Origin of the sequence: Thiorhodovibrio litoralis, assembly GCF_033954455.1 — a bacterium.
Lineage (GTDB): Bacteria > Pseudomonadota > Gammaproteobacteria > Chromatiales > Chromatiaceae > Thiorhodovibrio > Thiorhodovibrio litoralis.
This window is the reverse complement of sequence record NZ_CP121473.1, coordinates 2,516,126-2,538,284: the sequence shown is the minus strand read 5'-3', so window position 1 is coordinate 2,538,284 and position 22,159 is coordinate 2,516,126. Positions and strand designations below refer to the sequence as shown.

Annotated in this window: 15 protein-coding genes, 1 tRNA gene and 2 pseudogenes; 12 read left to right on the top strand and 6 right to left on the bottom strand. The window is 59.7% G+C overall.

What is annotated here, in order from left to right:
* The first annotated feature begins 105 nt into the window (after nucleotides 1-105).
* Nucleotides 106-1,371 carry a nickel-dependent hydrogenase large subunit gene (locus Thiosp_RS11285; protein WP_201063128.1) on the top strand — a complete coding sequence of 422 codons (1,266 nt, stop codon included), beginning with the start codon at nucleotides 106-108 and terminating at the stop codon, nucleotides 1,369-1,371.
* A gap of 74 nt (nucleotides 1,372-1,445) precedes the next feature.
* Here the strand turns inward: Thiosp_RS11285 and Thiosp_RS11280 are convergent, their stop codons facing one another.
* Both Thiosp_RS11280 and Thiosp_RS11275 read right to left on the bottom strand, forming a co-directional pair.
* Nucleotides 1,446-4,562 carry an efflux RND transporter permease subunit gene (locus Thiosp_RS11280; RefSeq protein ID WP_242518177.1) on the bottom strand — a complete coding sequence of 1,039 codons (3,117 nt, stop codon included), beginning with the start codon at nucleotides 4,560-4,562 and terminating at the stop codon, nucleotides 1,446-1,448.
* A gap of 68 nt (nucleotides 4,563-4,630) precedes the next feature.
* Nucleotides 4,631-5,896 (bottom strand): efflux RND transporter periplasmic adaptor subunit, encoded by a 1,266-nt coding sequence (locus tag Thiosp_RS11275; RefSeq protein ID WP_201063127.1) that lies wholly within the window; start codon nucleotides 5,894-5,896, stop codon nucleotides 4,631-4,633.
* A gap of 414 nt (nucleotides 5,897-6,310) precedes the next feature.
* On the opposite strand from Thiosp_RS11275, the gene Thiosp_RS11270 reads away from it, so the two are divergent.
* Complete coding sequence (locus Thiosp_RS11270; RefSeq protein ID WP_201063126.1) at nucleotides 6,311-7,378, top strand: trypsin-like serine protease; 1,068 nt, start codon at nucleotides 6,311-6,313, stop codon at nucleotides 7,376-7,378.
* An 11-nt stretch (nucleotides 7,379-7,389) separates the two neighbouring features.
* Here Thiosp_RS11270 and queA read toward each other — a convergent pair whose 3' ends face one another.
* Together queA and recD2 are read right to left on the bottom strand one after the other, a co-directional pair.
* Entirely contained in the window at nucleotides 7,390-8,433 is a 1,044-nt protein-coding gene (queA, locus tag Thiosp_RS11265; protein ID WP_201063184.1) for a tRNA preQ1(34) S-adenosylmethionine ribosyltransferase-isomerase QueA, read from the bottom strand.
* A gap of 104 nt (nucleotides 8,434-8,537) precedes the next feature.
* Entirely contained in the window at nucleotides 8,538-10,811 is a 2,274-nt protein-coding gene (recD2, locus tag Thiosp_RS11260; RefSeq protein ID WP_201063125.1) for an SF1B family DNA helicase RecD2, read from the bottom strand.
* A gap of 232 nt (nucleotides 10,812-11,043) precedes the next feature.
* Here recD2 and Thiosp_RS11255 point away from each other — a divergent pair.
* Nucleotides 11,044-11,130: transfer RNA gene (locus tag Thiosp_RS11255), tRNA-Leu, on the top strand.
* 217 nt (nucleotides 11,131-11,347) lie between these two features.
* On the opposite strand, the pseudogene Thiosp_RS11250 reads toward Thiosp_RS11255, so the two are convergent.
* Nucleotides 11,348-12,484 (bottom strand): annotated as a pseudogene (locus Thiosp_RS11250) (IS630 family transposase).
* 938 nt (nucleotides 12,485-13,422) lie between these two features.
* Here Thiosp_RS11250 and Thiosp_RS11245 point away from each other — a divergent pair.
* The 9 genes and pseudogenes from Thiosp_RS11245 (at nucleotide 13,423) to Thiosp_RS11205 (ending at nucleotide 20,826) form a co-directional block, all read left to right on the top strand.
* The gene (locus Thiosp_RS11245) at nucleotides 13,423-14,637 is read left to right on the top strand and encodes an IS110 family RNA-guided transposase (protein WP_323697073.1); all 1,215 of its coding nucleotides are present in this window, start codon (nucleotides 13,423-13,425) and stop codon (nucleotides 14,635-14,637) included.
* A 51-nt stretch (nucleotides 14,638-14,688) separates the two neighbouring features.
* Nucleotides 14,689-15,474, top strand: coding sequence for a hypothetical protein (locus Thiosp_RS11240; RefSeq protein ID WP_323697072.1), 786 nt, complete (start codon nucleotides 14,689-14,691; stop codon nucleotides 15,472-15,474).
* 37 nt (nucleotides 15,475-15,511) lie between these two features.
* The gene (locus tag Thiosp_RS11235; protein ID WP_323697071.1) at nucleotides 15,512-15,991 is read left to right on the top strand and encodes a hypothetical protein; all 480 of its coding nucleotides are present in this window, start codon (nucleotides 15,512-15,514) and stop codon (nucleotides 15,989-15,991) included.
* 69 nt (nucleotides 15,992-16,060) lie between these two features.
* The gene (locus Thiosp_RS11230) at nucleotides 16,061-16,369 is read left to right on the top strand and encodes a hypothetical protein (RefSeq protein ID WP_323697070.1); all 309 of its coding nucleotides are present in this window, start codon (nucleotides 16,061-16,063) and stop codon (nucleotides 16,367-16,369) included.
* Between the two features lie 134 nt (nucleotides 16,370-16,503).
* A complete protein-coding gene (locus tag Thiosp_RS11225; RefSeq protein ID WP_323697069.1) occupies nucleotides 16,504-16,992 on the top strand; it encodes a YbjN domain-containing protein in 489 nt (162 codons plus the stop codon).
* A 140-nt stretch (nucleotides 16,993-17,132) separates the two neighbouring features.
* Nucleotides 17,133-18,296 (top strand): annotated as a pseudogene (locus Thiosp_RS11220) (IS4 family transposase).
* A gap of 189 nt (nucleotides 18,297-18,485) precedes the next feature.
* On the top strand, nucleotides 18,486-19,691 hold the full coding sequence (locus tag Thiosp_RS11215; protein ID WP_323697068.1) for a TMEM43 family protein: 1,206 nt from the start codon (nucleotides 18,486-18,488) through the stop codon (nucleotides 19,689-19,691).
* 262 nt (nucleotides 19,692-19,953) lie between these two features.
* Nucleotides 19,954-20,436: a hypothetical protein gene (locus Thiosp_RS11210; protein WP_323697067.1), complete on the top strand. Its 483-nt coding sequence runs from the start codon at nucleotides 19,954-19,956 to the stop codon at nucleotides 20,434-20,436.
* Nucleotides 20,437-20,481: 45 nt separating this feature from the next.
* Nucleotides 20,482-20,826 carry a hypothetical protein gene (locus Thiosp_RS11205; protein WP_323697066.1) on the top strand — a complete coding sequence of 115 codons (345 nt, stop codon included), beginning with the start codon at nucleotides 20,482-20,484 and terminating at the stop codon, nucleotides 20,824-20,826.
* Between the two features lie 109 nt (nucleotides 20,827-20,935).
* Here Thiosp_RS11205 and Thiosp_RS11200 read toward each other — a convergent pair.
* A protein-coding gene (locus tag Thiosp_RS11200; RefSeq protein WP_323697065.1) for an IS630 family transposase occupies nucleotides 20,936-22,071 on the bottom strand; the annotation gives its coding sequence in 2 pieces (ribosomal slippage) (nucleotides 20,936-21,645 and nucleotides 21,645-22,071; 1,137 coding nt in all).
* Nucleotides 22,072-22,159: the final 88 nt, after the last annotated feature.

Genomic DNA, 22,159 nt, shown 5'->3' with positions numbered 1-22,159 from the left:
CTCGAAGGATCTTTCCGTTTTCCGGCAAACGCGCAACCGAAGCGAGCGCACCAACACCCAAACCCCGATCGCGGCTAAAGCACAACTGACGTGGACAAAATGGCCATGGACACAATTGCCGGACGCCTGCAGATCGCGCTTGCCTGGACCGGCGAGCGCTGGCAGGTGGATATCCGCTCGTCACGCCCATTGACGGCATCCCAGGTCTTTACCGGAAAGGCCGTCACCGAGGTCGCCCGACAGATCCCCTTGCTCTACAGCCTTTGCGCCACCGCGCAGTCCCAGGCCTTTGCGACCACCGCCGAGCAGATTCTCAACATCACGCCCGATGCAGCCACCCGACATGTCCGACAGCAGCTCGTGCAGGCGGAGCTGATCAAAGAGCACCTATGGCGCTTGCTGCTCGACTGGCCACCACTGCTCGAACAGCCGCGCGAAGATGCCCGCATGGCCCAAGCCATGCAGAGCTATCAGCGGTTAAAAGCCCGCCTGCGGGCGAGAGCCGATCCATTCACCCTAGGAGGGTCGATACAGCCACTCCCCTCCCCATCAATCTCTCCGTCCCCTTTCCCATCCCCTTTCCCATCCCCTTTCCCATCTCCATCTCCATCGCCATCCCAGGCCAGCGAACAAGCGCCGCGCGAACTCATCGCGTTTGCCGAGCAGGCCACCCTAGGCATGCCCGCCGCCGACTGGCTTACAAGCTGCGAAACCATCGCTGGCTGGCAGCGCTGGATGCGCGACAGCCAGGCTCCTGCCGCAAAACTCTCACGGATTATCCAGGACCAAGGCATTGACCGGCTCGGCCACGCCCAGACACATTTTCTGACCACGCCCAATCTCGCCGCTTTCGAGCAGCAACTGCGCGGCGAGGACGCAGAGGCGTTCATCGCCACTCCAACCATCTCCAATCACTGTCACGAAACCACCCCACTCGCGCGCATGGCTGACCACCCGCTTGTCGCCGACCTGATCCAAACCCAAGGCAACGGCCTGCTGACCCGCTTCACCGCCCTGCTGAGCGAACTCGCGCAAACCCTAACCGACTTGGCGACAACCGGCACCAAGGCACCGCCACCCGTTCAGACGCATCGCGCCAATCCCAACACCTGCATCGCCGCCGTCCCCGCCGCGCGCGGACTGCTAGTGCACCGCTTGGTTGCGCGCGAAGCGCGCATCGAACAACACCAGGTGCTCGCACCGACCGAATGGAATTTCCACCCCCAAGGCAGCCTCGCCCAGGCACTAACCAGCCTACCGCCCAGCGCCAGGGATGATGATCCTGCCGAGATCAAACGACTGGCTCAACTCCTGATAACCGCCATCGACCCCTGCGTTGATTACCAGCTAAACGTGAACACCACTCGCTAGCCCGCCCAAATCAGCTTCGGGTTTTGGACCGGGTAACGCTCGCGGGGGATGCCGTGAATACATCCTTGTAGGCTTCAACCCAGCATGGCGCTCAACCGCTCACGTAGCCACAGCAGGCGGTGGTGGATGCTCTCGTGCAGGGACAGGAGCGCCGGGATGCCGAGCAGCACCAGCAGGGTGGAGAAGGCCAGGCCGAAGGCAATGGAGGTCGCCATGGGGATGAGGAATTGGGCTTGGTAGGAGTCCTCGAACAGCAGCGGGGTGAGGCCAGCGATGGTGGTCAGCGAGGTGAGCAGCACGGCGCGCAGGCGTTGGCAGGAGGCTTCGATCAACGCATCGCGCACCGCCATACCCTCGCCGCGCAAGCGCTGGTAGAAGCTGACCAGGATGATAGAGTCGTTCACCACAATACCCGACAGGCCGAACATGCCGAACAGGGACAGGATGGTGAGATCCATGCCCATGATCCAGTGGCCGAAGAAAGCGCCGCTGATGCCGAAGGGAATGGCAGCCATGACCACCAGCGGCCAGCCGTAGGAGGCGAACACCCAGGCGAGGATGATGTAGATCAGCGTCAGCCCGAGGAGTGCGCCCTTGCGCATGTCGGAGAGTGTGTCGCGCTGGTCGGCCGAGCGTCCCTCGAACGAATAGCTGATGCCGTGGGTGCGCTCCAGCTCCGGCAGCGGGCCTTCTTGCAGCGCGGCGATGATGCGGTCGGTGTTGGCCTGATTGGTGTCAACATCAGCTGTCACTTCCACCGCCAGCTTGCTGTCAGCATGACGCAGCACCTCGAAGCCCTGGCGCGAGCGCCATTTGGCTACCGCGGTCAGGGGCACCGATTGCCCGTCCGGGGTGCGGATATTGAGCCGGTAAAGGCTGGCCAGGCTGTCGCGCTCGGCGTCGGGCAAGCGCACGCGCACTTCGACTTCATCCGCGCCGTCCTGGAAGATCTGCACCAGCCGTCCGTCGTAGGCGGTGCGCAACTGGTTACCGAGATCAGCCACCGTGAGCCCGAGCGCCTCGCCGGCTGGTGTGAGGGAGTAGATCAGCTGCTCGCGGCCATAGGCCATGTCGTCCTCGACCTCGAGCACGCCAGGGACGCCGGACAGGGTTTCGCTCAAATCGAGCGCGGCGGTCTTGAGCTGCTCTGCGCCGCGGCCGGTGAGGCGGATGGTCAGATCCCGTCCCGGAGGGCCGACACGGCGCGAGGTAATCGTCAGATGCTCAAGCCCGGCAGGTAATTTCAGGTTCTTGCGCCAATCGCGGATGAATTCGTTGTTGCGCACCGAGCGTTCGTCCGGCGGAAGCAGCTCGACCTGAATGGCGCCAAGTTGATCGGCCGCACCACCACCAGGTCCGGCCTTGGAGCCGTGATAGGTCACCGCCAGATTGATCAGTTGGCCTTGATCGAACTCCTGCTCGGTTTGATAGAGGCGCTCCTCCAGGTGGTTCAGGAAGCGATCCACAGTCGCGCGCGGCGTGCCGGCGGCGAAGGTGGCGTTGGCGTATAGCACCTGGGGCTCAGGTGTCGGAAAGAAAGTAAAGCTCACCCGGCCGCCGGCCACCAGCCCGACGGCGAGAATCAGCAACGCCAGGGCACTGGCGATGGTCGCGAAGCGCTGATGCACCGCAAAGGTCGCCAGCGGTCGGAAAATCCTGTCGCGAAAATCATCGAACGCGCGATCGAGCCGCGCGCGGATGGAATGCGGCTGCACCTTGTGCGAGTGGACGAAGGCATGGCGTAGATGCCCGGGCAGGACAAAAAAGCTCTCAATCAAGGAGGCGATGATCACCGCAATGATCACCGAGGGGATGGCAATCAGGATATTGCCGATGCGCCCGCCGACCAGCATCAGCGGCAGGAAGGCAGCGATGGTGGTGAGTGAGGAGGCGATGACCGGCGCCATCATGCGCCGCGCCCCGCCCTCGGCGGCCAATAGTGGGTCCTCGCCCATTTGGTAATGAGCGAGTGCGTCCTCGCCGACCACGATGGCATCGTCGACGATGATGCCGAGCGCCATGATCAGCGCCAGCATGCTGATCATATTAATGCTGCCGCCGGTCAGCAGCATGATGAACAGGGTCGCGGCAAAGGACACTGGAATACCCCAAGCGACCCAGAAGGCCACCCGCCCCGTCAGGAACAGGTAGAGAATGGCCACCACCAGCACCAGACCGCCGAGTCCATTCCCGACCAGCAGCATGATGCGATCGCGGATCAGGGTCCAGGACTGGTCATAGGCCCGCAGCTCGACGCCCGGCGGCAGCGTCGGGCGGGTATCCTTGAGCCACTGGTCAAACACCTTGGCCGCCGCTAGCGAGTCGCCGGTCTCGGCGCGCTGCACGATCAGCTCCACCGCCGGCTGCTCGCGGTAGCTCAGCTCCACGCTGCCGTCGCTGGGGCGCCGTTCTACCTTAGCGATGTCGCCGAGGTTGACCCGCAGCTCGGCCTGGGTCTGCACCGGCAGGCTGGCGAACTCCAGCGGATCGCGCCGCTTGTCGAGACTGCGCAGCTCGCGCGCGCCCTCCCCGCGACCAACCGAGCCTGCTGGCAGGTCGCGGCTGAAGGCCGCCACCCGATCACCGATCTGCCCGAGACTGAGATCGAGTTCCTCGAGCCGAGCGTTGTCGATCTCGATGCTGATCTCCTCGTCCGGCAGCCCGTTGATATCGACCTTGTCGATGCCACGGTCAATCAGCTCGGTCTCGAGCTGGCGCGCTAACTGGCGCAGCTCGTCGGGCGAATCCGGTCCGGTAATCAGCAACCGCGCGACCTGCTCGTAGCGGGTGACCAGCGCCACTTGGGGCTTCTCGGCATCGGCCGGGAAGTTGCGGAACTCATCGACAAAGCGACGGACTTGATCGAGCGCCAGCAGTGGGTCGGCGTCTTCTTTGAATTCCAGCGTGATCGACGACAACCCCTGGCTGGAGGTAGAGGTCATCTTGTCGAGATTGTCGAGCGTGCGCAGTCGCTGCTCGAGCGGATTGGTGATGCCGTCTTCGATGTCCTCGGCACTGGCGCCGGTCCAGACCACCCGCACCGTGACGATCTCAAGATCGAAGCTCGGGAAGAACTGCACGTTCAGCCGATCGATGGCAAAGGCACCGGCCATCAGCATGATGACCATCAGCAGATTGGCCGCGACCTTGTGATGCGCAAACAGGCCGATCAGGTCTGACTTATGCCCCATCGCCTGCCCCATACCCGGCCCCTTCGCAACGGTCTGACGACCCGCGGGTCCAGCCCGGTCACTGGCGCTCACTCGACAACCTCCACGCGCAGCCCATTGATGGCATTGGGCAGGTGAGTGATAACCAGACGGTCACCCGCGGTCAGCTCCGGGGAGCGCACCAGGGCCAGCTCGCGGCCGTCAGGTTCGCGACGGGTGCCGAGCATCTCCACCGCCACGCCACGCATGCGCAGCACCGGTTCAGGGGACTTATTCTCCTCGATCTCATAGACCCGCTCGCCGCCATAAACCGCCGCCATGGGCACAGCCACTGCATCGGCCTGCGGCTCGCGCGCCATGCGAAGGGTCAGGAGCTGACCGATGCGCAGCAGCTCGGCATGATTCGCAACCTTAAAGAGCCCGTCGATGCCGCTTGCCTGCGCCTCGCCGTCGAGCCGCGCAAGGCGCAGACTAACGTCGGCCCCGGCGACCTCGGAGGACGCGGAGAGCACCTCTCCCGCATTGAGAGCGGCGAGAATCTCCTCCTGATAGGTCGCCGGGATGCGCGCACGCACCTCCAGACTACCAATGGCATAAAGTGTCAGCAGCACTTCCCCGCGCGCAACCTGATCTCCTGCGGTCACCTCCACATCGGCGATCACACCATCGTAAGGCGCTTTCAGGCTCGCACGCTCGTATTCCAGCTCAAGCTGCGCGAGCTTCGCCTTAGCGCTGGCCAACCTGGCCTGCAAACCGCGCAAACGGCTGGGATGATCGGCGATGCTCATCTTGCGATTGGATACCGCCAGCGCCTGCTGCGCCTGCTGTTGCTTAGCATCGTCGAGCGCCTGCTCGGCCCCGACCTTTTGCGTCTTTAGCCGCTGCTGGCGCGCAACGCCCTGGTCGGCCAGCTCCAGCAGCTCCTGCTCCTGCTCAAGCGCAAGCTGGTCGGTTTCGTGGCGGTTGTTCTCGCTCTCGATCTCCGCGTCGAGCCCCTGAATCTCCGAGCGCGCCTGTTCGATGCGCGGCAGGAAGTCGCGCGAATCCAGCTCCAGCAGCAGATCGCCCTTGCGCACCCGGTCGCCGTCGCGCACTGCCACCTGCTCCACCCAGGCGGTGGCGGAGGCGGTCAAATTGAGCAGGTCGGGCGTTCCCACCTGGCCATAGAGCGTCAACTCGGGGGCGAGCGGCTCCGGGTTGATCGTCTCGACCGCGACCCGCCACACCCGCTCCTGCACCTGCGGTGGCGTCTGCGCGGGCTTGGTCGCCTTGAGAAAGCGAAACAGACCGAGCGCCAGGCCGATGATGAGCACCGGCAGCAGAAATGGCACGAGTTTTCTAACAGAAATGGTCATAGACACGCCTGTGGACGCGAGGAATCTGAGCGGTTAATCGCCGTGTGCAAGCAATTCTTGCGGTTGGATTGGGTGAGGGCTCGGGTGTGGATAATTTAGGGCGGGCAACGTGGCCACTCACCAGGGTGCGGGCGCCTTCCCCGATAGCAAGCATGGCATGATATTCGCCTTGCGCGTGAGATTCGACTGCGCATCCACCTCAGGCGCATGCGGTGCAACCCGCGCATTGAGCAGGAACGAAACCTCAGCTCTAAAGTCAAACTGCTTCTGCTATAGTCAAAGAGCAAACGCCTGCGCAAGAGCCTTAGGCCACCTTGCGCATCGGTGTGTCGGCCCAAATCAGTACGTTTCGCAATCGTCGCCCTGACTGCCAGGTGCGCGTTAGCCTCAACCGTGAACATGTGTAGGCACAAAATGAAGAAAATATCTTTATCGGTTTTCTTGGCTTCTGTTGCGCTGGCCGCGGCCGCACCTGCGGCCAACAATCCGCCACCCAACAGTCAGAATGCACAGACAAGGATTATCGGGGGGCAGGACGCACCTCGCGGGACCTGGCCCTGGATGGCCGCTCTGATCTCCGCTTCCGATGCAAACCCTGCCGACGGCGCCTTCTGCGGCGGCACTCTCATCGATCCCTACTGGGTGGTCACCGCCGCGCACTGCACGGAGGGCGAGTCCCCGGCGACGGTCGACGTCGTTATAGGCGTGGATAATCTGCGAACAGACCTCAGCCAGGGCATCGGGGTCAGAATTGGCGCCAAACGCATTGTCAATCATCCTGACTACGACGGTGACATCAATGACATTGCTCTGATCGAGCTCGAAACCCCTGCTAGCGGCTACCCTGCGCTCCCGCTTTACCAGGCACCGGAAATCGCAGCGGGGTCAATGGCAACGGTTATCGGATGGGGAGATACCAACCCACGGGATTGGAACACCTCTTATCCCGACATTCTGCAACAGGTCGCATTGCCTGTTGTGAGTAACCAGACTTGCCAGAGGGCCTACTACGGCGAGGACATTGTCGCGTCCAATCTGTGCGCGGGCTACGCAGCCGGGGGTAAGGATGCCTGTCAAGGCGACAGCGGCGGACCCTTGATGATTCCTGTGGGAAGCGATTGGACGCTCGCAGGAATCACCAGCTGGGGCATTGGCTGCGCCGAACCCGGAAAGTACGGCGTTTACACGCGCGTGAGCAGTTTCCTTGACTTCATTGATAATACGATCACGATGGACTACTTTTCCTGCGCCGATGTGAACGGCGACGGACAAGTCGATTCAAGTGACATCAGCACGTTTAAAGCTGAACGAATCAACGAGCATCGCATCTGGATCCAAGAGTGCTACTTGCCCCGAGCGGCCTGTGGAGACGTCAATGGCGATGGCCGGATCACCCGCATGGATGCCAGGGCCAATTTGCGCAACACCCGCGAGGAAATGCGGCAATGGATGAACGCCTGCTGGATACCGGCAAGTCAGTAACGGCAGATGCTTCAGGATGACGATGACGAGTGCCTCAGTGGCGTCAGAAACATCGCATCCCCATAGCTGAAAAACCGATACCTCTCGGCGACGGCGTGCTGGTAGGCGGCCAGAATATTCCGGTATCCAGCAAAGGCGGACACCAGCATCAGCAGCGTGGACTCGGGCAGGTGAAAGTTGGTCACCATGGCATCGATAACGCGGAAGCGATAGCCGGGGCGGATGAAGAGCCGGCTATCACCGCAGAAGGGCCTGAGCTGGCCATCGGCGGCAGCAGTTTCCAGGCTGCGCACGCTGGTGGTGCCGACCGCGACTACTCGTCCGCCTCTGGCTTTGGCGCGGGTGATCGCGTCCACCACTTCGCTGCTGACCTCAAGCCATTCGGCGTGCATTTGATGTTCGTCGAGATTGTCCACCCGCACCGGTTGAAAGGTGCCGGCACCGACATGCAGTGTCAGCTCGGCAAAGTCGACGCCCATGGCCTCAAGCTGCTTTAGCATCCCGTCATCAAAATGAAGCCCGGCGGTCGGCGCCGCCACGGCACCGGCTCGACGCGCGTAGACCGTCTGATAGCGTTCGAGGTCGCTGGTGTCGTCGGCGCGCTCGATATAGGGCGGCAGCGGCACATGGCCGTGGCGTGCGAGCAGCGTGGTGATGTCTTCCTGCTCGGCTTGAAGCTGGTAGAAGCTGTCCTGGCGGGCGCTCACAATGAGAGTCTGGCCATCGGCGAGCCGGATGCGCGTGCCGGGCCGTGGTGGTTTGCTAGCGCGCACCTGCGCGATGGCCTCGCGCACGCCGGTCAGGCGCTCGATCAGCACCTCGACCTTGCCGCCGGTTTCCTTTTGCCCATAAAGCCGCGCCGGGATAACGCGGGTGTTGTTGAACACCAACAGATCGCCAGCGCGCAGTAGGCTCGGGAGATCGCCAAAGTGCAGGTCGCGCAGCGCGCCCGTCTGGCCATCGAGCGCCAGCAGACGGCTGGCACCGCGCTCCGGCAAGGGGCGCTGGGCGATCAGCTCGGGCGGCAAATCGAAATGAAAGTCGGAGCGCTGCAGCGGGCGCTGCCTGGTTTCGGATTCAGTCGCTGGTCGATCCCAAGGCCCGGCGACTACTGGTTGCTCGCCGGGCTCGGCAGCAGGCTCAATTGCATGGGGGCCGCTCACGATACGCATTCTCCCGATTCGCCAGTTGGGTTGCTTTGCTGGGCAGGGGGTGAAAATTCCACAAATTGGTCTTCTGGGGTAGCCGGGGCTTTAGCTGTCAGGCGCTTGGCAAGGCGGGTCAAGCGCGCCTCCCCGGTCTGCTCAGCAGCCATGCTCAGCGCCTGTGGCTGGGCGATCAGCACCACCAGGCGTTTGCCACGCGTCATGCCGGTGTAGAGCAGGTTGCGCCTGAGCATCATGAAATGCTGGGTCGACAGCGGAATAACCACGGCGGGATACTCCGAGCCTTGCGCTTTATGGACGCTGATGGCATAGGCCAGCGCCAGCTCGTCGAGCTCGCCAAATTCGTAGACCAGCACCCGACCGTCGAAGGCCACGCGCAGATCGCGTGCGTCGGTGTCGATGCTGAGAATCCGGCCGATATCGCCGTTGAACACCTCTTTATCATAGTTATTGACCGTCTGTATCACCTTATCCCCTGGGGCGAACACCCAGCCGAAGCGCTCGACGCGCGGCTCGGCAGCGCCGTTCAGCGCCCGCTGCAGGCTGGCATTGAGCGCGCGGGTGCCAAGATCGCCGCGATTCATCGGCGTGAGCACCTGAATGTCTTGCAACGGATCGAGCCCGAAGCGCTGCGGGATGCGCTCGGTCACGGTGCGTAGCAGTCGCTCGCCGATCTGCACAGGCGTTTCGCAACGGATCAAAAAGAAATCTCCGTCCGGCGGCTGAGGCTCGGGCACCTCGGGCAGCTGGCCCGCATTCACCCGATGCGCATTCAGCACGATGCGCGAGCTTTGGCCCTGACGAAAAATCTCGCGCAGGCGCACCGTCGCAATGGCGCCCGAGGCAATCAGATCGGCCAGCACGGCACCCGGGCCGACCGACGGCAGCTGATCGACATCGCCCACCAGCAAGAGCGCGGCATGATCAGGCAGCGCCTGCACCAGCTTGTGCATCAGGCTCACATCCACCATGGAGGCCTCATCGCAGACGACCAGGTTGGCGTCCAGCGGCTCGCTCGCGTCGTGCTTGAAGCCCTGACGCCGCGGATCGTACTCCAACAAGCGATGAATGGTCTTGGCTTCCTGCCCGGTCGTCTCGGCCAGGCGCTTGGCTGCGCGGCCGGTCGGCGCGCACAGGCGAATGCTGATGCGCTTGGCGCGCAGCATCAGCAGCAGCGCATTGACCACCGTGGTCTTGCCGACACCAGGGCCGCCGGTGATGATGCTGACCTTGTTTCCGAGCACCGCAGCAATGGCCTCGAGCTGTGACGCCGCCAGCATGAGCCCCGCACGCTGCTCCACCCAGGGCCAGGCCTGATCGACATCCAGGGTTCCCCCCAGAATCCCCCAAGGCAGGCGCCCCTCGCGCAGGCGCCGGATATGGCGGGCCACGCCCAGCTCGGCGCGGTGCAGATGGGTCAGGAACAAAAGCTCGCGCCCAGCGACCGTCTCCTTGATCAGGCGCTCAGCGTCCAGTTCGGTAGCGAGTGCCGCATCGACAGCCGCCGCGCTGGCGCCCAGCCAGGCCGATGCGCGAGCGGTCAATTCATCGCGCCAGGCGGCACAATGACCGCCTGCGGCGCCCTGCTGCAACAGATGCCGCACCCCGGCCTGAATGCGCACCGGCGCATCGCGCGCGATTCCTAAACAACTCGCAAGCCGATCGGCGGTCTGAAAGCCAATGCCGCTGATGTCGAGCGCGAGGCGATAGGGATTCTCTCGCACCCGTTCAATTGCCTGATCGCCATAGGTCTTGTAAATGCGCACCGCGCGCGCCGTGCCAACGCCATGGGATTGCAAGAAGACCATAATGTCGCGCACCCCATGCTGCTCGCGCCAGGCCCTGACCACCCGCTGCTGGCGCTTGCGCCCGATACCCGGCAGCTCAAGCAGGCGCTCGGGCTGGTGCTCGATGACGTCGAACACCTGCTCGCCGAAAGCCCGCACCAGGGTCTTGGCCAGGTGTGGTCCGATCCCTTCAACCAACCCGGAACTCAGATAGCGCAAAATGCCCGCGCGCGTGCCGGGCGGCTTCAGCCGCAGCTCGTCGGCTTTGAACTGCCGGCCATGGCGCCTGTCCGTTACCCAGCGCCCGCGCGCCTCGACCCACTCGCCGACATTCACCCGCAACGCCTGCCCCACCACCGCTGCCGGCTCCCAATCATCGCGCGTGCGCACCCGCAGCACGCAAAAGCCCGATTCGGGATTGTGAAACCCGATGCTCTCCACGGTGCCGGTCAGCGCAACCGTCTCAGACCGATCAACCATGCCGGACAGCCGTTTCTGATCCTGCTCCACCGCTCCGGCCCCTCAACGCCAAATGAATAACGCCAGATTCCAGTGTAACAGCCCCACCCTCCGCCACCCCTTCGCCCCGAAAAGGCCCAACGAACCAACACCAGCCTTCTCCCCCCATTGTCTGCCAACGCCGCCTGAGCTATGCTTGTCAGCGCTGATCAAGCAGCATCCCATTCAGAGGATGCCAACAGCCAGGTTCCTTGCCGGGGTGGCGAAACTGGTAGACGCATCAGACTCAAAATCTGACGGTGGCAACACCGTGCCGGTTCGAGTCCGGCTCCCGGTACCATTTTAAGATCAAGGGGTTGAGCATAGTGCTCAGCCCCTTTTTTGTTGCTTGCAGACTATTGTGATGGACTGACGGCGCCCTCGGGCGCAAAAAGGCACGTTCAAGCCCCTCACAATCTTCCCCTGAACCCAATCCCTGACGCTCAATTGTGCCATCTTTGCACCTGCGCTCTCTTTCACCGATGCCCTTGCAAATCCTGCCGCCGGATACTAGTACCTCATTTCAGCTTAACTTGCGGATATAAGTGCTTCAACTTCACACGCGCTTTGTCGTTGGTGAATTGCCACTCGACGCCGATTTGCGCCTCGTTGCGTTGGTCTGCCCAGGCGGTGGTTTCGCGGCAAAGCGTTTCGATATCACCGATGCGGCGGTCGAGGCACTGCTTGGTCATGGCACTGAGTTCGATTTCGGCAATGTCCAACCAGCTGCCGTGCTTTGGGGTGTAGTGGATTTCCAAGCGCTCGATCAACCGCCGCGCTTCCTCAGGTGGGAAGGCTTTGTACAAAAGAGGCGGGCGTATGCGTATTGAGGTTGTCCCAGACGATGACGACTTTCTCGGCGTCGGGATAGTCCACGTCCAGCAATGTCTTGATTTCTTGGGCTAAATCGATCGCGGTTTTGGTTTCGCGCACACTGACTTTGCGCCATTGCCCCAAGGGTTCTGTGATCATGAAGTTCACCGCCGTACCGGCGCGCTCATATTCATAATCGTAGCGTTCGGGTTGGCCCGGTTGCATCGGCAGGGGCTGGCGTGTCTCGGCAATCAACTGGGTCGGTTGTTCATCAATGCAGACAACTGGCTTCTTGGGGTCGTAGGGGCGGCGGTAGACCTCCAGGACATCTTCCATTTGCGCCACAAAGGCGGCGTCTTCCCCGGGGGGAATCACCCAGCACTTGCGCCGATGCGGTTGGAGTGCGTTTTTTTTAGTGCGCGCATCACCGTGGGTGCCGAGATGCTCTCAACGACATCCAGTTCCACCAACTTCCCCGCGAGTAAATTCAACGTCCAGCGCGCGTATCCGGGAGGCGGCTCGCTACAGGCAATTTGCACCAACCGCGCCTGCTTTTCCCCATCGAGCAGGGGCTCGCAGCTCGGGTGCTCACGTTGCTTGCGTGAAAGCGCCGCTTCAAATCCTTGTTCGACGAACCGCTCGCGAATGCTGAAGACAGTGCGCGGCGCGCAACCGAACGCCTCAGCGGCTTGTGCATCGCTCCAATTCGCCCCTCCGGCATCGACCTTGAGCAATACATTCGCATGTTTGATCTTCTGCGCCGCCGCTTGCCCTTTGCTCACCAGGTCTTCCAACAAACCACGCTCTTCATCGCTGAGACGGACTACATATTTCTTTGTCATAGCGGCATCTCCTTCTGCAATGCTCTAAGAGATACCACTAGCGGCTTGTTTTCGCAACATACGCCGAAATAAGGTACTAGCCGGAAGGCTACCGAGGTTTCGGCTCGTTCGCTTTTGCTCGCGCTTCAGACAATGGCAACGCCGGATCGGCTCCCAGAGTGACGCGCTTTTGTTTCCACTCACCCGTCTGGAGAACGCGGGTAATGACCACCCACGTCTTGATACCCGAACCTACAACCGAGCCCCACCGCAAAATTAGACAATCCGCAACGGATGCTAATTTCTTGGAAACTTAAGGTTGCCCACACGCCAAACTCTGAACTATACTTTCGGCAACTCTCTGGTCACGACGAATTGCTGGCGCTGAATCCAAGATACCTTAGCGAAAGGTTACGGTGCCTTTCAACTCAACGGTGTCCGGTTCAAATTTCCACCATGACGCATAATTCCACCATACAGAAGCGCCATGCAGTCCTGTGCAAGCGTGTTGCAGTTGGAATGCGTTTTTTGTCTCGTTGGACAGGGCCGCTGTAGCGGTCCGCGAAATAGAAAACCGCTGGGGAAAACTGAAAAAAAGACTTGACAAGCACATTTAGTGTGCGCAAAACGTGGGTGTCTCAAAGATACCACACTGGAGTGCTTGTCATGATCCCCAACCGACTCGATGCCCTGATGAATGGCCTGCTTAACGGTCATGCAGGGGTAGCGGCACCCCGGAAAATGAAAGATGCTAAGGGGGAGCCCGCGCAGCGAGGTCGGTCAACTATTTGGCGACTTGATCCTGATTCCTAACGTGACCCGCCGCCGCTGCTCCGAACCCCGGAATGCATCGCCACAGAGCGCACGGTAAAGAGGTCCAGGCGCACACCGCCTGAGAGGGATGTCGGTGGCGGCCTGCGCGGGCTCCCTGTCGTCAGTGTAATCGTTGGGGAGCGCGCATGGAACTGACACCGATCTTTAACAGCGTTGTGGCGTTGGATATTCATCATGCGAAGATCACCGCCTGTGCGTTGATTGCGGACGCCGATGGTGAGGTACGGGTTGAGTTGAAGGAGTTTGGCGGGTTCAAACGTGACCGCCGCGCCCTGGCCGAGTGGGTGGCCTCCTTCGCGCCCGAGGTGGTGGTCATGGAAAGCACCGGCATCTACTGGAAGAGCCCCTATGCGGCCCTGGAACGGGTGGGCATAGCCGCCTTGGTGGTCAATGCCCGTCATGTCAAACAGGTGCCTGGGCGCAAGACCGACATCGCCGATGCACAATGGTTGGCGATCCTCGCGCGCAGCGGGCTGCTCACGGGCAGCTTCGTGCCGCCGCAGAATCTGCGCGAACTGCGCTTGGTCTCGCGCCAGATGCAGAAATTCACCGGCATTCTGGCCGGGGAGAAGAACCGCTTGCACAAGGTGCTCACTGACGGGGGCATTCGCCTCTCGGCGGTGGTCAGTGACATCCACGGCACCTCGGCGCGGGCGATGATCAAGGGGCTGTTGGCCGGGGAGACGCCACAACAGGTCTTGAGCTACGCAAGCAAGCGGCTGAAGGCCACGCAAGAGGAATTGCTCGATGCGCTCGATGGGGAACTCAGCGACACCCATCGGTTTGTTCTACGGGAGATTCTCACCCACATCGAAGAGCTCGAAGCGCGCATCGAGGTGTTTCGACACCACTTGCTCAGCGCTCTGCAGCCCCATGAGTCGCTGCTGCATGCCTTGCAGACCATTCCCGGGCTCGACGCGCCCGGCGCGGCCATGCTGTTGGTGGAAATCGGCACCGACATGGACGCGTTCGGCTCTCCCGAGAAGCTCGCCGCCTGGGCGGGTGTTTGTCCAGGCAACAACGAATCGGCCGGCAAGCGCAAGAGCGCACGCGCGCGCAAGGGCAATCCCTATGTCCGACGGATTCTCTGCGAGGCCGCCCATGCGGCCAGCCGCACCCGCTGTGCGTTGGCTGAGAAGTTCAAGGTCTTGCTCGTTCGTCGTGGGCGAAAACGGGCGATCTTCGCGCTGGCCCACAAAATTTTGAAAATCGTCTTCGTGTTGATCCACCGTGGCGATTATTACCGGGATGCCACGGTCAACTACGAAGCCATCAGCGTTGAACGCAACGCACCGCGTTGGATTCGGATGCTCAGGAAGTACCACTACATTCCAGCCTGAGCCGCCGCGACAATCCGTTTTTTTCAGGCCGCCAAGCGGTCAGGGGGTGGTTTGCCTCAAGCTACCTGCATCTTTCACGGTAATGACACTGTTTTCGCCGACCTGGTGGCGCCCGTGCAGCACGCACTGGCGTTTGTGCGCCGGGCAGCCTCGGTGGGGCGGGTGTTGAGCATGGAGCGCTTTATTGCCTTGGGCGTGTGGCGCCAGTTGCAGGGGATGGGGGTGCTGCGCGAGCAGGTGCAAGCGCTCGATCATCTGCGTGATCAGCTGGCCCCGCAGGCAGAGTCGGTGGTGCCCTTGGCGCGCTCGACCTGGTCCAATGCCTTGGCCTCCACTGAACGCCGCGCAGTGCTGCAAGCGATGATTCCGGTGCTGATGCGCGAGGTGGGGGCGGTGCTGCCTGATCATCTGGCGGGAATTCCTGGACTGGATGGCCGCCCGGTGCGGGCGATGGATGGCACCTATCAGGAAGAAAGTGCGCATTATCGCCGTTGCACGCCCAAGCAAGGCGGGGAGGACAATCCCAAGGGACATGGCGAGTTGGTGTTCTACAACCTGCGCCTGGGGTTGGCCGAGGATGCGTTGGTGGAGACGCGTAGCCGCCATGAGATCAACCTATTGCGGGACTACGATGCGCGCCCGGGCGCGCAGACACAGGAGGCGCGCACGCTGTGGGTGGTTGATCGCGCCTTCATTGATGCCGCCTTCTGGGATCGGAAGAAACGCACCCAGGGCAGTACCCTGATCACGCGCATGAAGTCCAATCTGGTGGTGGACTCGCGTGCCGCCATGCCCCATTGCCAAGACACCGGAGAACGCCGGGGTGCTGCGCGATGAGCGCATCACCTTGTTGAGTTCTTCCCAGGAATAGCGGTTGATCACTTTGCGCACCCGCCAGGGCCGGCGCTTGGAGTTTCTGACCAATGATTTCAGTCTCTTGCCCGGTGTTGTCGCGTTTCTTTATGCCCGCAGGTGGGATGAGGAAAAATGCTTTGACACCTGGAAAAATGAGTTCGCCCATGCCAAAGCCTGGGGTAAAAGCCCGGTGGCCATCGACAATCAGGTCTGCCTGGCGATCATCACCCATGCGTTAGTGACGCTGTTGCTGCACCGCCAGTTCGGTGCCGAGGGCGCGCGTGATCACAAGGCTCTGCGCAAACAGGAGCAACGTCAGCGCAAAGCCCCCGGTGCGCCAGATGGCACCGAGCGACCAGACTGGACGGTCCCGCTGTTCCGCTATACGTCGAAAATCAGCCGTCAGGCGCTGAGGTTTTTCAAACACTCGTTTCTCTCGCCGGCGTCTCCTGCGCTATATGAGGCCAAATTGCGGCCATTATTGGAGGCGTACCTATGAAAATGAGCCGGACACCGTTGCACCTGGAAAAATGATTTCGCCCATGCCAAAGCCTGGGGCAAAAGCCCGGTGGCCATCGACAATCAGGTCTGCCTGGCGATCATCACCCATGCGTTAGTGACGCTGTTGCTGCACCGCCAGTTCGGTGCCGAGGGCGCGCGTGATCACAAAGCCTTGCGCAAACAGGAGCAACGTCAGCGCAAAGCCCCCGGTGCGCCAGATGGCACCGAGCGACCAGACTGGACGGTCCCGCTGTTCCGCTATACGTCGAAAATCAGCCGTCAGGTGCTGAGGTTTTTCAAACACTCGCTTCTCTCGCCAGCGTCTCCTGCGCTCTATGAGGCCAAATTGCGGCCATTATTGGCGGCGTACCTATGAAAATGAGCCGGACACCGTTGCATGGGGGCTTCACGGCGGCCTCCCTGCCGCCGAGCCCTCGGGAGCGCTACCCGGTCATAAAAAAATAGAAAACTCATTTGCGACAGCGATATTAGGGGGCTTACTTAAAAATCATGAAAAATCATGCGTTTAGAGCTGTTCTGCGAGCAGTCTTTCTAACGGTGGCTTTTGTGACGCCGGCAGTTGCGGCTGATTCACCTACCATAATTGACGCAAATAGCGTGGATGCCATTCTAAGTCTTGCCAAGGGCTTCGGTGAAGTTGAGTTGGACACTGATAGCCTTGGAAACCCACTGATTATCGGTCGGACTAACGGCATCAAATACGGGATTTACTTTCACGGCTGCGAGGAAGGAAAAGAATGTAAAGATATACAGTTTATATCTGGCTGGTCAGGTGTGAAGTTGTCGCTGGAGACGATCAACGAATGGAATCGAACTCAACGCTTTTGCAAGGCATTAATCGATCAGGAGGGAGATCCTGGGCTCAGGTTTCCGGTGAATATTCGCTACGGTGTCACCTCTGAGAATATGGAAGATACCATGGATTGGTGGGCGGTAATCGTCAAGAAGTTTAAAAAATTCATGGACGAAAATCACTAGTGTCCCAACGTTTCGTACACGAGATCCGTAAGTTGCTAGATTTATTATACATTTAGGATTTTTCGAGAAAATCGACTTGAACGCGTCGGCTCATTTCGCCCAGCCTCCGTCCGGAATCTTTGACTGGAGGCTAATTGCGAATGTATACCGGCAAACTCGTTTTCTCACAGTTAACCGAGCATCTTCCTTTGCCGGCTTTTCGGCAGTGCGTGACGCGTTATCGTGGCAACCATAAGATCAAATCATTCTCGTGTCTCGATCAGTTCCTAAGCATGATGTTCGCGCAACTGACCTATCGGAAAGCCTTCGAGATATTGAAACGACTCTGCGTGCGCATTCGAGCAAGCTTTACCACATGGGCATTCGTGGAGGGATATCGCGGAATACCCTTGCTAACGCTAACCAGGTCCGTGACTGGCGGATTTATGCTGACTTCACTAGCACGCTAATTCAAATCGCCCGTGACCTCTATAGCAACGAAAAACTCGCGCTTGACCTTGAGCAGACAGTTTACGCCTTTGACTCATCCACAATCGATCTTTGTCTTTCTGTTTTCCCATGGGCGCCTTTTCGGCGCACGAAAGCGGGCATAAAACTTCATACATTACTGGACCTGCGCGGTAACATACCGAGTTTTATCGCAATTTCCGACGCAAAACTGAATGACGTCAAGGCGCTAGATTTGCTGACTATTGAGCCGGGCGCTTTCTATATCATGGATCGTGCGTATCTAGATTTTGAGCGTCTTTATCGCTTTCAACTCGCCGGGGCCTTTTTTGTTATACGCGCCAAGTCGAATACAAAGATGCGAAGATTGCACTCTCGCCCGGTCGACAAGACAACCGGATTAAGATGCGACCAAACTGTCTCTCTAACAGGTGTCAATACGGCCTTGCGTTATCCGCAGCATCTTCGCCGCATTAAGTTCATCGATCCGGCAACGAATAAAGAACTGGTTTTCTTAACAAACAACTTTGCTTTGCCCGCATTCACGATCACAGAGCTTTATCGGAATCGCTGGTACGTAGAACTGTTTTTTAAATGGATCAAGCAACACCTGCGCATAAAAGCTTTCTTTGGCACGACTGAAAATGCAGTCAAATCGCAAATTTGGATAGCGATCTCGACATATGTTAGTAGCAATTGTAAAGAAACGATTGAATATCAATGAAAGTCTGTATAGTTTGCTACAGGTTCTGAGCCTGACGTTGTTCGAGCGTGTGCATATAAATCAATTACTTAACCATTTTCCCGACAAATACACAGATCTGGAAACCGCTAAGCAATTGAATTTATTTGATTAAACGTTGGGACACTAGTGGACGAAAATGAGGAAAAATAGTTCCACGTGCCTGACTTTGAGTGTTCTTTGGGTTTGAGCGGGATCTGTCACAGTCGACCTTCGGCATAGCAGAAGCTGCTGCGTCCATGATCTCCTGCTGACTTGACAGCCAGACTTGTCTCGCGTGTTTCACTAAGAGGGGGAGTTGCTTATGTCTGAAAATAGCTATAGAGAAGTCAGTTCGCAATCCTGGGGCAGCCGTCTGGTTAGCTCTTTAACCGGCATGCTTGTGGGTATCGTGCTGGTGGCAGTGGCCGTGGGGCTGCTGTGGTGGAACGAGGGGCGTGCGGTCAACCGTGCCCGCGCACTGGAGGAAGGTCTGGGGCAGGTCGTTTCGGTAGCCGCAGATCGGGTTGACGCGGCCAATCAGGGCTTGCTCGTGCATCTGTCAGGGCATGCCGACACCGACGAGAGCTTAACCGATCCGGTCTTTGGCGTGACGGAGCAGGCAATCAAGTTGCGCCGAGCGGTGCAGATGTACCAATGGCGCGAGCACAGTCAATCAGAAACGCGCGAAAAGTTAGGCGGTGGGACCGAGACAGTCACGACTTACACCTATAATCGCGGCTGGGAATCGAGCTTAATCAGTTCGAGCAACTTCAAAAAGCCCGGTGGACATGCCAATCCGGGGCGCATGCCTTATGAAGACTGGAGTCAGACAGCGAATAACGTGGAGGTTGGTGCCTTTCGGCTGTCGCGCGATCAACTGGCAAGTCTCAGTGACTTCAATCCTGTCGATCTGAACGACGCAACCCCGGGGCTGACTCTGCCAGCAGGCGCGGAGCTTTCGGGGTCGGAAATCTATCTTGGGCAAAATCCGGGCGCGCCCGAAATTGGCGATGCGCGGATTCAGTTTGCCGTTGTAACACCTCAAGATATCAGTCTGGTCGCTGTGCAGAAGGGAAACAGTTTCGTTCCCTATCAGGCGTCGAACGGCAATGAGGTGTCCTTGCTTGAATCTGGCACCTATTCCGCGCAGGAAATGTTCCAGAAGGCGCAGGATAGCAACCGGCAGCTAACCTGGATACTGCGGCTGGTGGGCGTGGTGGCGATGTTTATCGGCTTCACGCTGTTGTTCGGTACCCTGAGGGTTCTGGCGGCGGTGGTTCCCATGTTTGGGCGCCTGGTTGGCGGGGCAATTGGGCTGGTTGCAGGCATTCTGACCGCCACCATCTCCTTGGTCACGGTCGCCTTGGCCTGGATATTCTATCGACCCTTGCTCGGCGGCGGCATGCTGGTGCTGGGTTTGGCTCTTCTGTTTGGGCTCAAGCGTGCAGGCAAAGCGAAGGCACCGGCTGCTCCCCACATGCCAGCGGCAGCGGGAAGTCCACCGCCGCCTCCGCCGCCCCCAGCCTGAGGCGGTTAAGCATCCTGCCCGCCAAGCTGAACCGCAGTGCCCAAAAAGGCCAGGGCGGTGATGCTTTACTCGACCTCAAAAAACGCATGTTCGCAGGAAGCATGCACATTCATCATGGTGCCAGGCTCGACCGGCTGCCCGCGCCCTCGACGCGCAGCCGGCCGTGCCCCTCGAGGATAAGTTTGCGCGCTGCCGATATTTCTGTACCTGTCCAGTCCAGTCGATCTCTGTCCAGTTTCCCGACGGCGGTCGCGTGGTTTTGATGGAATTCCCTGCCCTTGCCGACATGCCCGAGCGGTTCTCTGCGATCACCGCCGGCATCCCGACTGACTCAAAAGTACTTGTCTTAGGACGCTATCTGACTTACCACCGCCGTGACAACGACTTGTTCGGGGTATTGTTCTATGATGCACCATGGATTCTGATCAGCGAAGCAAAGACTAAACAAGCGATTGATGAGCAGCTTCGACAAATCGCCGTACTGGAGGAGCAGCCCAAGAGCGGCTTCATAGCGCTGACGGAAGGCAATCTGGGCATGCTCTTTGGAGTCGTCGGCATTTACTGCGCTCTGCTCGTCCTGCTATGGCTGAGAATGGCGAGTTGGGCCGCAGCCATTGATCGCGCCTCGGGCATTCAACGCCTGCCTGTCGAAAGCCTGCGCGCGCGACTGCTCGCTATCAATGAAACCGACGCGCCTTTTATGCTCCAGCCGGGGAAACAGCAAAATGAATTGATCGCGGAGTGAAAGTACGCTGACGCCAAGTGGGTTGGCATCATGGCTGCTGGAGGTTTGAAATCCGTCGCCCGGATCAAGCTGCGCCTGGATGGGAAATCCTGCAAAGTCCGATCTCAAGACACTCTGTGCCGCCTTCGCTGGACTGGCGCGGCGGGAAGCGGGAGCACAGCTTCAGCGCGCCTGAGCGCATCCTGGTTCAGAGGGATTGCATTTGCTCAGTACGACACCGGTTTTATCGGCGGGCTGATTCTTGCTAACGATGGTCAGCCGACAGTCAGCGCCACCTATCACTGGAAATTCAATATCCAGGAAATGAAGCAGCCGCTTGTCGCGATCATCACCCAAGCGGGATGGAATTGGAAACCCGTGATCACCTTTTCACATCTACTAAACGGCTGATCACGACATGGATGCGGATAAGCTCCGCAGCCTGCTGCTAAGCCGAAACCTTTTGAGATTTCGGTTCGTTCTGGGCCGCAGACACGGCAGATCAATTTGGGCTAGTACCTCATTTCAGCTTAACTTGCGGATATAAGTGCTTCAACTTCACACGCGCTTTGTCGTTGGTGAATTGCCAGTCGACGCCGATTTGGGCCTCGTTGCGTTGTTCTGCCCAGGCGGCGGTTTCGCGGCGAAGCGTTTCGATATCGCCGATGCGGCGGTCTAGGCACTGCTTGGTCATGACACTGAGTTCGATTTCGGCAATGTCCAACCAGCTGCCGTGCTTTGGGGTGTAGTGGATTTCCAAGCGCTCGATCAACCGCCGCGCTTCCTCAGGTGGGAAGGCTTTGTACAGAGAGGCGGGCGTATGCGTATTGAGGTTGTCCCAGACGATAACGACTTTCTCGGCGTCGGGATAGTCCACGTCCAGCAATGTCTTGATTTCTTGGGCTAAATCGATCGCGGTTTTGGTTTCGCGCACACTGACTTTGCGCCATTGCCCCAAGGGTTCTGTGATCATGAAGTTCACCGCCGTACCGGCGCGCTCATATTCATAATCGTAGCGTTCGGGTTGGCCCGGTTGCATCGGCAGGGGCTGGCGTGTCTCGGCAATCAACTGGGTCGGTTGTTCATCAATGCAGACAACTGGCTTCTTGGGGTCGTAGGGGCGGCGGTAGACCTCCAGGACATCTTCCATTTGCGCCACAAAGGCGGCGTCTTCCCCGGGGGGAATCACCCAGCACTTGCGCCGATGCGGTTGGAGTGCGTTTTTTTTAGTGCGCGCATCACCGTGGGTGCCGAGATGCTCTCAACGACATCCAGTTCCACCAACTTCCCCGCGAGTAAATTCAACGTCCAGCGCGCGTATCCGGGAGGCGGCTCGCTACAGGCAATTTGCACCAACCGCGCCTGCTTTTCCCCATCGAGCAGGGGCTCGCAGCTCGGGCGCTCACGTTGCTTGCGTGAAAGCGCCGCTTCAAATCCTTGTTCGACGAACCGCTCGCGAATGCTGAAGACCGTGCGCGGCGCGCAACCGAACGCCTCAGCGGCTTGTGCATCGCTCCAATTCGCACCTTCGGCATCGACCTTGAGCAATACATTCGCATGTTTGATCTTCTGCGCCGCCGCTTGCCCTTTGCTCACCAGGTCTTCCAACAAACCACGCTCTTCATCGCTGAGACGGACTACATATTTCTTTGCCATAGCGGTATCTCCTTCTGCAATGCTCTAAGAGATACCACTAGCGGCTTGTTTTCGCAACATAAGCCGAAATAAGGTACTAGTGGTCATC